10 protein-coding genes are annotated in these 13,800 nt (G+C 69.8%); 7 read left to right on the top strand and 3 right to left on the bottom strand.

What is annotated here, in order from left to right; genetic code table 11:
* The first annotated feature begins 13 nt into the window (after positions 1-13).
* From ACNJ7K_RS13050 to ACNJ7K_RS13040, 3 genes are read left to right on the top strand one after another with little or no spacing between them, the layout of a single operon-like run.
* On the top strand, positions 14-574 hold the full coding sequence (locus tag ACNJ7K_RS13050) for a hypothetical protein (protein ID WP_230788733.1): 561 nt from the start codon (positions 14-16) through the stop codon (positions 572-574).
* A gap of 51 nt (positions 575-625) precedes the next feature.
* Positions 626-5,188 (top strand): ATP-dependent helicase, encoded by a 4,563-nt coding sequence (locus ACNJ7K_RS13045; RefSeq protein WP_487041785.1) that lies wholly within the window; start codon positions 626-628, stop codon positions 5,186-5,188.
* Between the two features lies 1 nt (position 5,189).
* Positions 5,190-5,990 (top strand): DNA-formamidopyrimidine glycosylase family protein, encoded by an 801-nt coding sequence (locus tag ACNJ7K_RS13040; protein WP_487041784.1) that lies wholly within the window; start codon positions 5,190-5,192, stop codon positions 5,988-5,990.
* Here the strand turns inward: ACNJ7K_RS13040 and ACNJ7K_RS13035 are convergent.
* Positions 5,960-6,628 (bottom strand): TetR/AcrR family transcriptional regulator, encoded by a 669-nt coding sequence (locus ACNJ7K_RS13035; protein ID WP_174247008.1) that lies wholly within the window; start codon positions 6,626-6,628, stop codon positions 5,960-5,962. The two genes, ACNJ7K_RS13040 and ACNJ7K_RS13035, sit on opposite strands and share 31 nt — an antisense overlap.
* A 25-nt stretch (positions 6,629-6,653) precedes the next feature.
* On the opposite strand from ACNJ7K_RS13035, the gene ACNJ7K_RS13030 reads away from it, so the two are divergent.
* Positions 6,654-7,679 (top strand): oxygenase MpaB family protein, encoded by a 1,026-nt coding sequence (locus ACNJ7K_RS13030; protein WP_487041783.1) that lies wholly within the window; start codon positions 6,654-6,656, stop codon positions 7,677-7,679.
* Between the two features lie 53 nt (positions 7,680-7,732).
* Positions 7,733-8,254: a hypothetical protein gene (locus tag ACNJ7K_RS13025; protein WP_120279895.1), complete on the top strand. Its 522-nt coding sequence runs from the start codon at positions 7,733-7,735 to the stop codon at positions 8,252-8,254.
* Between the two features lie 52 nt (positions 8,255-8,306).
* On the opposite strand, the gene glpD is transcribed toward ACNJ7K_RS13025, so the two are convergent.
* Positions 8,307-10,037: a glycerol-3-phosphate dehydrogenase gene (gene glpD, locus ACNJ7K_RS13020; RefSeq protein WP_039584835.1), complete on the bottom strand. Its 1,731-nt coding sequence runs from the start codon at positions 10,035-10,037 to the stop codon at positions 8,307-8,309.
* A 115-nt stretch (positions 10,038-10,152) separates the two neighbouring features.
* Here glpD and glpK point away from each other — a divergent pair, with 115 nt between their 5' ends.
* Positions 10,153-11,667 carry a glycerol kinase GlpK gene (gene glpK, locus ACNJ7K_RS13015; RefSeq protein ID WP_120279896.1) on the top strand — a complete coding sequence of 505 codons (1,515 nt, stop codon included), beginning with the start codon at positions 10,153-10,155 and terminating at the stop codon, positions 11,665-11,667.
* 39 nt (positions 11,668-11,706) lie between these two features.
* On the opposite strand, the gene ACNJ7K_RS13010 is transcribed toward glpK, so the two are convergent.
* Positions 11,707-13,104 (bottom strand): NAD(P)H-quinone dehydrogenase, encoded by a 1,398-nt coding sequence (locus ACNJ7K_RS13010; RefSeq protein WP_060651291.1) that lies wholly within the window; start codon positions 13,102-13,104, stop codon positions 11,707-11,709.
* Positions 13,105-13,316: 212 nt separating this feature from the next.
* On the opposite strand from ACNJ7K_RS13010, the gene ACNJ7K_RS13005 reads away from it, so the two are divergent.
* The gene (locus tag ACNJ7K_RS13005; RefSeq protein ID WP_120279898.1) at positions 13,317-13,787 is read left to right on the top strand and encodes a gamma-glutamylcyclotransferase family protein; all 471 of its coding nucleotides are present in this window, start codon (positions 13,317-13,319) and stop codon (positions 13,785-13,787) included.
* Positions 13,788-13,800: the final 13 nt, after the last annotated feature.

The following is a 13,800-nucleotide window of genomic DNA, read 5'->3' as shown; positions in this document are numbered from 1 at the left end:
TCATAATCGTCGCGTGAACACCCGTGTGCCCCCGTCGACGGCCGCCCTGCCGCTGCGCGAGACCAAGTACCGCGAGCTCGAACAGTATCCCGAGTTCGGCTCCGTCACGGCCTGGCTTCGCGACGTCGTGTCGTCGATCGTGCCCAACGCCCGCATGAGCGAATGCGAGTACTGGTCCGTCGTGTGTCTTCCCACCGGGGAGCCGGACGACCCGCGGAAGCCGCTGGTCTCGGTGCACGCCGGCAACATGGCGGTCGCCGGGGTGTTCCTCGACCTCTCCGACGGGCAGCGGAGCCTCGCCGGCTACGTCCGCGTGTCGGGGCCCGAGTTGGAGAAGGCCTCGGGCTCGACCCGCGAGCAGCTCGCGGCGGACTCCCCCGACCTCTCCTTCGTCGACGAGGGCTCCGTGGTGTCCGTGGTGTGGAGTGACGAACCCGCCGCGCGGGAGCAGTTCGAGGCGCTGCCGTGGCGGGCCCCGGCGCGGGCGCTCGTGACGGAACTGATGCGTGGCGGCCGCAACTCCTGGGCCGACGATCACTGCCGGCAGATCGCCCGGTTCGCGTACGACGACTGAGCGGGTTCACGTGCGGCGACTGAGTGTGTCGGTCGGCGGGTAGACGATGGGATGGTGACCGACATCCTCGATCGTTTCTCCGCGCCGACCCGGGCGTGGTTCGCCGGGGCGTTCGAGTCCCCGACGCCGGCCCAGCTCGGCGCGTGGGATTCGATCTCCTCGGGAGCCCACACGCTCGTCGTCGCCCCCACCGGCTCGGGCAAGACCCTGTCGGCATTCCTGTGGTCGCTCGACCGGCTCTCGTCCACCCCGGCCGACGAGCACGCCGCGCGCGAGCACCGCACCCGCGTCCTGTACGTCTCACCGCTCAAGGCCCTCGCCGTCGACGTCGAGCGCAATCTGCGGTCTCCGCTCGTGGGCATCATGCAGACCGCGAAACGGCTCGGGCTGACGCCGCCCGACATCACCGTCGGTGTGCGTTCCGGCGACACCTCCCAGGCCGATCGTCGCGCCCTGGCGCGCACGCCACCGGACATCCTCATCACGACGCCCGAGTCGCTCTTCCTCATGCTCACCTCGTCCGCGCGGGAGAACCTCGTCGGTGTCGAGACGGTGATCGTCGACGAGGTCCACGCGGTGGCGGGGACGAAACGCGGGGCGCACCTCGCGCTGTCGCTCGAGCGTCTCGACCAGCTCCTGCGCGCGCCGGCCCAGCGCATCGGGTTGTCGGCTACCGTGCGACCGCACGAGGAGGTCGGCCGGTTCCTCGCCGGTTCCGCCCCCATCCGGATCGTCGCGCCGCCCTCGGCGAAGACGTGGGATCTCGCGGTGCGCGTACCGGTCGAGGACATGACCGAACTCGGGGTCTCCGAGCCCGACGAGGAATCGTTCTCTCCCACACCGCAGGCCGGGTCGATCTGGCCGCACGTCGAGGAGCAGATCGTCGATCTCATCACCGAGCACCGGTCGACGATCGTGTTCGCCAATTCGCGGCGACTGTCCGAACGTCTCACCGCCCGGCTCAACGAGATCCATGCCGAACGTCTCGGCGAGGAGGTGGACCGCGAGGGCGCACCGCCTTCGCAACTCGGATCGCCCACCGAGACCACCGCCGGCGCTGCACCCGTGCTCGCCCGCGCCCACCACGGGTCGGTGAGCAAGGACCAGCGCGCCCTGATCGAGGACGACCTCAAGTCGGGCCGGTTGCGGTGTGTGGTGGCGACGTCGAGTCTCGAACTCGGCATCGACATGGGTGCGGTCGATCTCGTGATCCAGGTCGAGGCTCCGCCCTCGGTGGCCAGCGGTCTGCAACGCGTCGGCCGCGCCGGGCACCAGGTGGGCGAGACCTCACGCGGCGTGCTGTTCCCCAAGCACCGCACCGATCTCGTGCACTGCGCGGTGACCGTCGAGCGGATGGTCGAGGGGCACATCGAAGCGCTGCAGGTCCCGGCGAATCCGCTGGACGTGCTCGCCCAGCAGACGGTCGCGGCAACGGCCCTCGAGCCCGTCGACGTCGACGACTGGTTCGACACGGTGCGGCGCAGCGGATCGTTCGCGACGCTCTCCCGCGGCGTCTACGAATCCGTCCTCGACCTGCTCGCCGGTCGCTATCCGTCCGACGAGTTCGCCGAGCTCCGCCCCCGGGTGGTGTGGGACCGCACGGCCGGCACCCTCACCGGCAGGCCCGGCGCCCAGCGACTCGCGGTCACCTCCGGCGGCACGATCCCCGACCGCGGCCTGTTCACCGTGTACATGGTCGGCGAGAAGAACACGCGGGTGGGCGAACTCGACGAGGAGATGGTCTACGAGTCGCGGGTGGGCGACGTCTTCGCGCTCGGTGCCACCAGCTGGCGGATCGAGGAGATCACCTTCGACCGGGTGCTGGTCTCCCCCGCCTACGGCCGGCCCGGCCGGTTGCCCTTCTGGCACGGCGACAGTCAGGGTCGACCCGCCGAACTCGGTGCCGCGCTCGGTGCATTCCTGCGCGAGATGGGGCACGCCTCACCGGAGGACGCCGAGACCCGCTGCCGCAAGGGCGGTCTCGACGACTACGCGACCGGCAATCTCATCCGCCTGCTCGACGAGCAGCGCACCGCCACCGGGCACCTGCCCACCGACCGCACGCTCGTCGTCGAACGGTTCCGCGACGAACTCGGCGACTGGCGGCTGGTGCTGCACTCGCCGTTCGGGTTGCGGGTGCACGCACCGTGGGCGCTCGCGGTGGGCGCGCGACTGCTCGAACGCTACGGCGTCGAATCGCACCCCACGCCCTCGGACGACGGCATCATCGTCCGGTTGCCCGACACCGACGACGCCCCGCCCGGCTCGGAGATCTTCGTCTTCGACACCGAGGAGATCGACGACATCGTCACCGAACAGGTCGGCGGCTCGGCGTTGTTCGCGTCCCGTTTCCGGGAGTGCGCGGCGCGGGCCCTGCTCCTGCCCCGCCGCAATCCGGGCAAGCGCGCCCCGTTGTGGCAGCAGCGTCAACGATCGGCGCAGCTGCTCGACGTCGCTCGCCGCTATCCCGACTTCCCCATCCTGCTCGAGACGGTGCGCGAGTGCCTGCAGGACGTCTACGACCTGCCTGCTCTGCGCGACCTGCTCGGCAGCATCGCCCAGCGCAGGATCCGGCTGGTGGAGGTCGAGACCCCCACGGCCTCACCGTTCGCGACGTCGCTGCTGTTCTCCTATGTGGGCGAGTTCCTGTACGAGGGCGACAGCCCGCTTGCCGAACGTCGGGCGGCGGCACTGTCGCTCGACTCGACGCTGCTCGCCGAACTCCTCGGCCGGGTCGAGCTGCGCGAACTGCTCGACGCCGACGTCATCACCGAGGCCGAGCACGAACTGCAACGCCTGACCCCACAGCGACGCGCACGCGACGCCGAGGGCGTCGCCGATCTGCTGCGTCTGCTCGGTCCGCTCACCGACGCCGAGCTGCGCGAGCGCACCACCGACGACCCGACGTCCTGGATCGAGGATCTCGAAGCGCAACGACGCGCACTGCGTGTCTCGTACGCGGGGGAACACCGGTGGGCGGCGATCGAGGACGCCTCACGTCTGCGCGACGCGCTGGGCGTGCCCCTGCCGATCGGGGTCCCGACGGTGTTCGTCGAACCGGTCCCCGACCCGCTCGGCGATCTGATCGCCCGGCACGCCCGCACCCACGGCCCGTTCACCACCGCGCAGGCCGCCGCCCGGTTCGGACTGGGCACGGCGGTCGTCGAATCCGTCCTCGGCCGGCTCGCGTCCGAGAAGCGCGTCACGGCAGGCGAATTCCGTCCGGGTGCGAGCGGATCGGAATGGTGCGACACGGAGGTGCTCCGAAGGCTGCGGCGCCGGTCGCTCGCCGCCGCCCGGCAGGACGTCGAACCCGTCAGCACCACGACCCTCGGACGATTCCTGCCCGACTGGCACCACCTCGGCACCGGCCCGGGCACGAGCGCGCTCTACGGCATCGACGGTGTCCTCACCGTCGTCGAACAACTCGCCGGGGTACCAGTGCCCGCGAGCGCCCTCGAACCGCTGATCCTCGCTCCCCGCGTGCGCGACTACACCCCGACGATGCTCGACGAACTCACCACGACCGGCGAGGTCCTGTGGTCGGGCGCCGGATCCATCTCCGGGAAGGACGGCTGGGTGGCGCTGCATCCGGCCGATCTGGCTCCGGTGAGTCTGGCCCCGGTCGACGACATCGAGCTCGGACCGGTGCACCGGGCGATCCTCGACTCGCTCTCGGGCGGCGGCGCGTACTTCTTCCGGCAACTCGTCGACGCCGTCACCGCCCTCCACACCACGGCGAGCGACACGACGGTCGCCGACGCCCTGTGGGAGCTGGTGTGGAGCGGGCACGTCGCGGGCGACACCCTCGCCCCGCTGCGCGCCCTGATCGGCGACACCTCCCGCGCCAAGCCCGCCCACCGCACCCCGCGCCGGGCACCGCGCGCCCGGATGTACCGGGCCCGGCCCACGCTGCCGAGCCGCACCGGGCCACCGACCGTCAGCGGCCGATGGTCGATACTGCCCGCACGCGAGACCGACGCGACGGTCCGCGCGCACACCACCGCCGAACTGCTGCTCGAGCGGTACGGCGTGGTCACCCGCGGTGTCGTCGTCGGTGAGGGCGTGCCCGGTGGTTTCGCGACGATGTACAAGGTGCTCAGCCGGTTCGAGGAGACGGGCCGGTGCCGGCGCGGCTATTTCGTCGATTCGCTGGGCGGAGCGCAGTTCTCGACGCCGTCGGTCGTCGACCGTCTGCGGTCGTTCTCGGATTCGATCGAGGGCCGGCACTCGGAAACCGCGGCCGTCACCCTCGCGGCGTGCGATCCCGCCAACCCGTACGGTGCGGCACTGCCGTGGCCGAAGTCGTCGGCCGACGACGACGCGCCGCGGCACCGGCCGGGCCGCAAGGCCGGTGGACTCGTGGTGCTCGTCGACGGGGCGCTCGTGCTGTTCGTCGAACGCGGCGGACGCACGCTGCTCACCTTCGACGACGATCCGGGCCGGTTGCGCAGTGCATGTGCGTCGCTCGCCGCGACCGTCAAACGGGGAGGTGTCGACAAGATCGTCGTCGAGAAGGTCGACGGTGAGACGATCCACGGGCACGAGTTCGCCGGATATCTTGCCGAAGCGGGATTCTCGGCGACGCCGCGCGGCTACCGGCTGAGGTTCTGACGTGCCCGAGGGAGACACCGTGTTCCGCGCCGCGCACCGCCTCCGAACGGCACTGGAGGGAAAGGTGCTCACCGAGACGGACTTCCGCGTGCCGCGTTTCGCCACCGCCGATTTCACCGGGTGCACGGTCGACGAAGTGGTCTCGCGGGGCAAGCACCTGCTCGTCCGCGTGGCCGACGTCTCGATCCATTCGCACCTGAAGATGGAAGGCGAATGGCACGTCTACCCGCGCGGAACACGGTGGCGCAAGCCCGGATACAAGGCGCGTATCGTGCTCGGCACCGAGGACGTGCAGGCGGTGGGTTTCGAACTCGGCATCGTCGAGGTGCTCGCCCGCGATCGGGAGGACGACGCCGTGGGCCATCTCGGGCCGGATCTGCTCGGTCCCGATTGGGATCCCGAGCGTGCGGCGGCGAATCTCGTGCGCGACCCGGACCGCCCGATCGGGGTGGCCCTGCTCGATCAGCGCATCATGGCCGGCGTCGGGAACGTGTACCGCTCCGAACTGTGCTTCCTGAGGGGCGTCGATCCGTGGACGCCGGTCGCGCAGGCCGGGGATCCCGCGGCGTGGGTCGACCTCGCGCATCGGTTGCTGGTCGCGAACCGTGACAGGACGACCCGTATCACCACCGGCGACCGCCGTCCGGGCCGCAATCTGTGGGTGTACGGGCGTCGCGGGAAGCCGTGCAGACGCTGCCGGACTCCGATCCGGTTCGGCGAGATCGGCACCGCGACCGATCCCGAACGGGTGGTCTACCGGTGCCCGCGATGTCAGCCGCGCCCGGAAGGACCCCCGGCCTGATCGCCCTGCAGGCACGCCGCCCTGCCGGCGTCCTCGACGAGCGCGACGCAGTGCCGGACGAGGGTCTCTCGCGAGACCGCGAGGTCGCCTTCGAGATACCCCATGAACAGGCTGGTGAGGGCGCCGACGACACCCACGGCCACCATGTGGCGCTCCCCCTCGTCGCCGCGCGGCGGCAGTTGGTCGCGGACCAGCGCGACGAAGGCCGGCGCGAGTTCGATACCGCGCCGACTGATTGCGGGTTCGCGCAACGGAGCGAGGAGGAGCACGCGTCCCTTCGCAGGATCGTCGACCATGAGCTCGACGAACGCCCGCACCGCGGCCTCGGCCCGGCCGAGGGTGGGCGCGGACAGGACCGCCTCGGTCAGCGCGTCGCGGGCGCGGTCGGCGACGTGGGCGTAGACCTCGCGGACGAAGGTGTCGCGGTCGGTGAAGCTCTCGTAGAAGTACCGTTCGGTGAGTTCGGCGGCCCGGCACACGGCCCGGACGTTCGCCGCCGCGCCGTCGGGGGCTCCGAGCAGGTCGACGCCCACCGTGAGGAGGCGTTCCCTGCGCAGCCGACGGCGTTCGTCGATGCCGACGCCCGCCCAGCTGCGGCGCGTGGTGTCCACCCTGTCGCTTCCCGTCGTTGACTGCATGCCCGCCGAATCCTACTCTGACAACATGCGTAGTCAGGGTTCCGTCGGGCCGGACACCGCCGAGTCGTCGCACTTCGCGGCACCGCGCCCTGCACGGCCGGAACCACCGGAACCCCTGGGTCCCGATTCGCTGACCTGGCGGTATTTCGGCGGGTGGCGCGGCATGCTCTTCGGGCCGTGGGCCGGATCGATGCAGAACATGCATCCCGGCCTCGGCGCCGGGGTCGAGGAATACTCGCAGTTCTTCGACGAACGCTGGGAACGGCTCTACCGATCGCTGTACCCGATCTACGGCGTCGTCTTCGACGGACCCCGCGCCCCGGAGACCGCAGCGAAGGTACGCGGCTACCACAACACCATCAAAGGCCTCGACAAGAAGGGCCGCAGGTACCACGCGCTCGATCCCGACACCTTCTACTGGGCGCACGCGACCTTCTTCTACAGCCTCGTCGTCTCCATCGAGTGGTTCGACGGCCCGCTCACCCTCGAACAGAAGCACCGCCTGTTCGACGAGCACGTGCAGTGGTACCGGCTGTACGGCATGCCGATGCACTCGGTCCCCGCATCCTGGGAGGACTTCCTCGAGTACTGGGACCACATGTGCCGCACCGTGCTCGAGGACAACAAGGCCACTCGCGACGTGCTCGACCTGTCGAATCTCGACCGCCCGCCCTTCCTGCGGTGGTTCCCCGAAGGGGTCTGGAAACTGATCCGCCCACCGGTGACGGCCGGTTTCCTGTGGCTCACCGTCGGGCTGTACGACCCACCGGTACGCGAGCTGCTCGGCTACCGGTGGAGCCGACCGGAGGCGGCACTGCACGCTCTCGTCGGTCGCGCGATCGGACTGGGCACGAAACTCGTGCCGTGGCGGTACCGCTACCACCCGCGGGCGCGGGCCGGCTGGGACCGCGCGTTCGGGCGGATCCCGGCCGATACGGGCCTGCTCGAGACACCGGCGCGCAATCTGCCGCCCCTCGACCGCCGCGATTCACCGATGCACTACAGCCCGAAGGTGACGACTCGCCACCGCCCCACCACCGATTCATCCTGACGCGTCCTGCCGGTCGGCGCCTCGCCGAGGGTGTTCTGTGTCACGCTATCGAGGTGTCCACGCCCTCGTACCTGTTGTCTCGACGGCGCCGTCCCCTGCCGCCGAGTTCGGCGGCCTCCCGTATCAGTGCGTACGTCTACGGCAACATCCTGGTGCTGGCCGCGCTCGTCCCCATCACGACGTCCCCCGAGTACATCGGGATCGCGATCGTGGTCGGCACTGCGCTCTCGACGTTCATCGCCCATGTCTTTGCGGAGTCGGTCGCCCAATCCGTTCGTTCGGGTGAACAACTCTCGCGTAGCGAACGCATCGAGGAACTCCGCGACTCCGTTCCCATCCTGTCGTCGGCGGTGTTGCCCTGTCTCGTGCTCGCCACGGCCTGGATCGGCTGGCTCGAACCCCGTACGGCCCACATCCTCGCCGAGGTCGCCGTGCTGATCCGTATCGGCTCGACCGTGTTCGTCGTGCGCCGGTTGCAGAACCGCAGACCGAATCACCGGACCGTGATAGCCGCGGTGGGAGTGGCTCTGATCGCGACGATCGTGGTCGTCGTGAAGGTCGTGCTCACGCACTGACCACCGTGGAAGCGGTGCCCACGCACCGAGCCCCGTCAGGCGCCGCCCGCGGCTAGGTGATGGGCACCGGCTCGAGGATCTCCGGCCGGGCCTCGGGGGCCGCCGCCCTCAGTGCGTCCGCCGATTCGTCGTCGGGTCGGTTCTGCGACTCGATCTCGGCCTCGACGCGCGCCCGGTACGTCGCGACCTCCCGGTCGATCATCGCGTCGTCCCAGCCGAGGACCGGAGCGACCAGCCGAGCCGTCTGCTCCGCGCAGTGCAGACCGCGGTGCGGGTACTCGATCGAGATGCGGGTCCGGCGCGCCAGCAGGTCCTCGAGATGCAGAGCGCCCTCGGCAGCCGCACCGTAGACCACCTCGACCTGCAGGTACTGCGGGGCATCGGTCAGCGGTTCGAGCAGTTCGGGCCGGCCCTTCGCGAGACTCAGCACGTCCTCGACGAGGGAGCCGTAGCGGTCGAGCAGATGCTTGACGCGGTAGGGATGCAGGCCGTACTGCTCGGCGAGGTGCATGGTCTGGTTGACCAGCGCGAAGTACCCGTCGGCCCCGACGAGGGGCACCTTCTCGGTGATCGACGACGCGATCCGGGCCGGGATGTCCTCGGCTGCGAGATCGACGGCGTCCTCGGCCATGACGCGGTAGGTCGTGTACTTGCCGCCCGCGATGGCCACGAGCCCCGGCGCCACCCGCGCGACGGCGTGCTCACGCGAGAGCTTCGACGTCTCGTCGCTCTCCCCCGCCAGCAACGGTCGCAGACCGGCGTAGACACCGTCGATGTCGTCGTGGGTGAGCGGGACGACGAGCACGCGGTTGACGTGGTCGAGGATGTAGTCGATGTCGGCCTTCGTCGCCGCCGGGTGCGCCAGGTCGAGATTCCAGTCGGTGTCGGTGGTGCCGATGATCCAGTGGTTGCCCCACGGGATGACGAACAGCACCGACTTCTCGGTGCGCAGGATGATCGCCGAATCGCTGACGATCCGGTCGCGGGGCACGACGATGTGCACGCCCTTCGAGGCGCGGACCCGGAATCGGCCGCGCTGCCGCGACAACGACTGGATCTCGTCGGTCCACACACCGGTCGCGTTGATCACCGCGTGCGCTCGCACCTCGGTGACCGAACCGTCCTCGCTGTCGCGCACCCGCACACCCGACACGCGGTCGGCCTCGCGCAGGAAACCGACGACCTGCGTGGACGTACGCACGACCGCGCCGTAGTGCGCGGCCGTCCGCGCGACGGTCATGGTGTGCCGGGCGTCGTCGACGACCGTGTCGTAGTAGCGGATTCCGCCGACGAGCGAATTGCGCTTGAGACCGGGAACCATCCGCAGGGCACCCGACCGGGTCAGGTGCTTCTGCGCCGGAACGGACTTCGCGCCGCCGAGACGGTCGTAGAGGAAGATCCCCGCCGCGACGTAGGGCCGCTCCCACACCCGATGGGTGAGCGGGAAGAGGAACTTCAACGGCCTGACCAGGTGTGGCGCCAGGGTCGTCAACGCGAGTTCGCGCTCGCGCAAGGCTTCCCGCACCAGACCGAATTCGAGCTGCTCGAGATAGCGCAGCCCACCGTGGAACATCTTCGACGACCGGCTCGACGTGCCGGACGCGAAGTCGCGGGCCTCGACGAGCGCGACCCGCAGACCCCGGGTCGCGGCGTCGAGCGCTGCTCCCGCCCCGACGACACCACCGCCGATGACGACGACGTCGAACTGTTCGGTGGCGAGACGACGCCAGGCGTCGGCGCGCTGTTGCGGTCCGAGGAGTTGCACACCCGATTGGTTGGTCACCGCACCGCTCCCGTGAGTCGCCGACGTATCCCGATCAAGGCTAGTAGCTTCGGACCCGCAGCGCGCAGCGGAAGCGTTGCCGAACCGAGCCGTCCCCTTCACCCAAGGACCACCTGTGAACCAGTTCATCGCGGCGATCGACCAGGGCACCACGTCCAGCCGGTGCATCATCTTCGACCACGACGGGCGCATCGTCTCGCTCGCGCAGAAGGAACATCGCCAGTTCTTCCCGCGGTCGGGATGGGTCGAACACGACCCGGAAGAGCTGTGGCTCAACACCCGTGAGGTGGGCGCCGCGGCACTCGCCAAGGCGGATCTGCGGCGCAACGACATCGCGGCGATCGGCCTGACGAACCAGCGCGAGACCACGGTGGTGTGGGACCGCACCACCGGAAAACCGGTGTACAACGCGATCGTCTGGCAGGACACCCGCACCGACAGGCTCGTCGAGGAGCTTGCCGGCGACGCCGGGCCCGACCGCTACCGCGAGATCACCGGACTACCGCTGTCGACCTATTTCGCCGGACCGAAGGTGCGGTGGATCCTCGACAACGTCGACGGTGCCCGAGAGCGCGCCGAGGCCGGCGACCTCGCGTTCGGCACCATCGACAGCTGGATCCTGTGGAATCTCACCGGTGGTGTCGGCGAGGAGGGCCAGCCGCCCGGACTGCACATCACCGATGTGACCAACGCCTCCCGGACGCTGCTGATGAATCTCGGGACGCAGCAGTGGGATCCGGCGATCTGTGCCGAACTCGGCATCCCGGAGTCGATGCTGCCGGAGATCCGCAGTTCGTCGGAGGTGTACGGGCACGCCCGCGAACGTGGACCGCTCGCCGGGGTCCCGATCGCCGGCATCCTCGGCGACCAGCAGGCCGCGACCTTCGGCCAGGGCTGCTTGTCCCCCGGCGAGGCGAAGAACACCTACGGCACCGGCAACTTCCTGCTGCTCAACACCGGCACGACCCCGGTGCACAGCGAGCACGGCCTGATCACCACCGTCTGTTATCGCATCGGTGACGCCCCCGCGGTCTACGCCCTCGAAGGTTCGGTGGCGGTGACCGGTTCGCTCGTGCAGTGGCTGCGCGACAATCTCGGGCTGATCCGGTCCGCCGACGAGATCGAAGCGCTCGCCGCGAGCGTCCCCGACAACGGCGGGGCCTATTTCGTGCCGGCCTTCTCGGGATTGTTCGCGCCGCGCTGGCGACCCGACGCCCGCGGCGTCATCGCCGGCCTGACGCGCTTCGTCGAGAAAGGCCACCTCGCGCGGGCGGCGCTCGAGGCGACGGCCTACCAGACGCGGGAGGTCATCGAGGCGATGAACGCCGACTCCGGGGTCGACCTGCGCACCCTCAAGGTCGACGGCGGCATGGTCGCCAACGATCTGCTCATGCAGTTCCAGTCCGACATCCTCGGTGTGCCGGTCGTGCGGCCCACCGTCTCCGAGACCACCGCGCTCGGTGCCGCCTACGCCGCCGGTCTCGCCGTCGGCTTCTGGGAGGACGAGGAGGACATCCGCCGCAACTGGACCGCGGACCGCACGTGGGAACCGGCGATGCCGGTCGACGAACGCGAGCGCCTGTTCGGCGAATGGAACAAGGCGGTCGAACGCACCTACGACTGGGCCTGAGCAGGGCGGGATCGCTGCCGATCCCGCCCCGTCCGACGCCTAGTCCAGATCGTCGTGGCGCATCAGCTGGCGGGCGGCCTCGGTGACCGATCCGCTCAGCGACGGGTAGACCGAGAAGGTCTGCGCGAGGTCGTTGACGGACAGGTTGTTCTGCACCGCCAACGCGATGGGAAGGATGAGCTCGGAGGCGGTAGGGGCGACGACCACACCGCCGATGACCACACCGGTCGCGGGACGGCAGAAGATCTTCACGAAACCGCGCCGCAGGCCGGACATCTTGGCGCGCGGGTTGGTGTTGAGCGGGAGCATGACGGTTCGGGCGGGCACCTCACCCTTGTCGATCGTCGCCTGACTTACACCGACGGCGGCGATCTCAGGACGCGTGAACACTGCGGCCGCAACGGTTTTCAGCTTGATAGGGCTCACGCCTTCGCCGAGCGCGTGATAGATCGCGATGCGGCCCTGCATGGCCGCGACCGACGCGAGCGGCAGCAGTCCGGTGCAGTCGCCCGCGGCGTAGATGCCGGGGACGGCGGTGCGGGAGACGCGGTCGACGGGAAGGTAACCGCCCCGGTCGAGTTCGAGCCCGACCTTGTCGAGACCGAGATCCCGGGTGTTGGGCACCGAGCCGACGGTCATCAGCACGTGGCTGCCCTCGACGATGCGGCCGTCGGCGAGGAGCACGCGGACGCCGTCCTCCGTGCGTTCGACCCGGTCGGCGCGGGCGTGCTTGACGAGGGTCACACCGCGCTCGGTGAGGACGTCCTCGAGCACGAGAGCCGCGTCCTCGTCCTCGTGCGGCAGGATCCGGTCGCGGCTCGACACGACGGTGACCTGCACACCGACCTCGGTGTAGGCGGAGACGAACTCGGCGCCGGTGACACCCGAACCCACGACGACGAGGTGCTCGGGCAGCTTCTCGAGGTCGTAGAGCTGACGCCAGGTGAGGATCCGCTCACCGTCCGGCTCCGCGCCCGGCAGGATGCGCGGACTCGCGCCGGTCGCGATCAGCACGACGTCGGCGTCGAGCACCTTCTCCTCACCGGTCAGCAGCTTGGCGCGCACCTGGTGGGCGGCCATACCGGGCTGCGTGTCGACGAGTTCGCCGTAACCGGAGTACAGCTTCACCCCGGCGGCCTCGAGCTTGGTGCGGATGTCGGCGGACTGTGCGCGGGCCAGGCTCTTCACACGGCTGTGGACCTGCGGCAGCGACACCTCGGCACGTTCGAGCTCGATGCCCAGGTCGGCGGCGCGGCGCATGTCGGTGCGCACGCCGGTCGAGGCGATGAAGGTCTTGGAGGGGACGCAGTCGAAGAGCACGCAGGCGCCACCGATCCCGTCCGAATCGATCAGTGACACCGTCGCGCCGTACTGGGATGCCACCAGCGCCGCCTCGTATCCTGCGGGGCCGCCGCCGATGATGACGATCCGGGTCATTGTTCTCCTCTGTATCGATTCCGAAGGGTGCCGGGTCGGGCTGCACGTGAGCGCCTGGTGGGCACACACGTCGGTCTCAACGCTATGCCAATGCCCCCACCTCGCGCACAGGGACCGGTGGACCCGGCACGCAACAGCCCTCCGACACTCCTCGTCCGTCCCTGTGCCGCCCCTCCGACGACTCCGGTGGACGACGGGTTAGCCTTATCCTCGTGCCGATCTACGCCGCCTACGGGTCCAACATGCATCCGGAGCAGATGCTGACGCGCTGCCCGCATTCGCCGATGGCGGGAACCGGGTGGTTGCACGGTTGGCGACTGACCTTCGCCGGCGCCGACATCGGCTGGGAGGGTGCCCTCGCGACGGTCGTCGAGGATCCGGACGCAAAGGTGTTCGTGGTGCTCTACGACGTGCCGGAGGACGACGAGCGCAGCCTCGACCGCTGGGAGGGAGCCGAACTCGGTTTCCACCGCAAGATCCGCGTGCGTGTCGACACGGCCGACGGTCCGGTCCTCGCGTGGCTGTACGTCGTCGACGGATACGAGGGCGGCCTGCCGTCGGCACGCTATCTGGGCGTGATGGCCGACGCGGCCGAGATCGCCGGAGCACCCGCCGACTACGTGCGGGATCTGCGGACCCGCAACAGCCGCAACGTCGGACCGGGACGACCCGACAGTTTCTAGTCGGGCGCTCTCA

It is taken from the genome of Rhodococcus shunpengi (genome assembly GCF_048381395.1).
Lineage (GTDB): Bacteria > Actinomycetota > Actinomycetes > Mycobacteriales > Mycobacteriaceae > Rhodococcus.
This window is presented reverse-complemented; position numbering and strand designations above follow the sequence as displayed.

Bases quoted from the DNA above. Each gene is read 5' to 3' on its own strand.
- ACNJ7K_RS13010 (WP_060651291.1), bottom strand. From the start codon at position 13,104: ATGACCCGGATCGTCATCATCGGCGGCGGCCCCGCAGGATACGAGGCG.
- ACNJ7K_RS13035 (WP_174247008.1), bottom strand. From the start codon at position 6,628: ATGCAGTCAACGACGGGAAGCGACAGGGTGGACACCACGCGCCGCAGC.
- ACNJ7K_RS13045 (WP_487041785.1), top strand. From the start codon at position 626: ATGGTGACCGACATCCTCGATCGTTTCTCCGCGCCGACCCGGGCGTGG.
- ACNJ7K_RS13030 (WP_487041783.1), top strand. From the start codon at position 6,654: ATGCGTAGTCAGGGTTCCGTCGGGCCGGACACCGCCGAGTCGTCGCAC.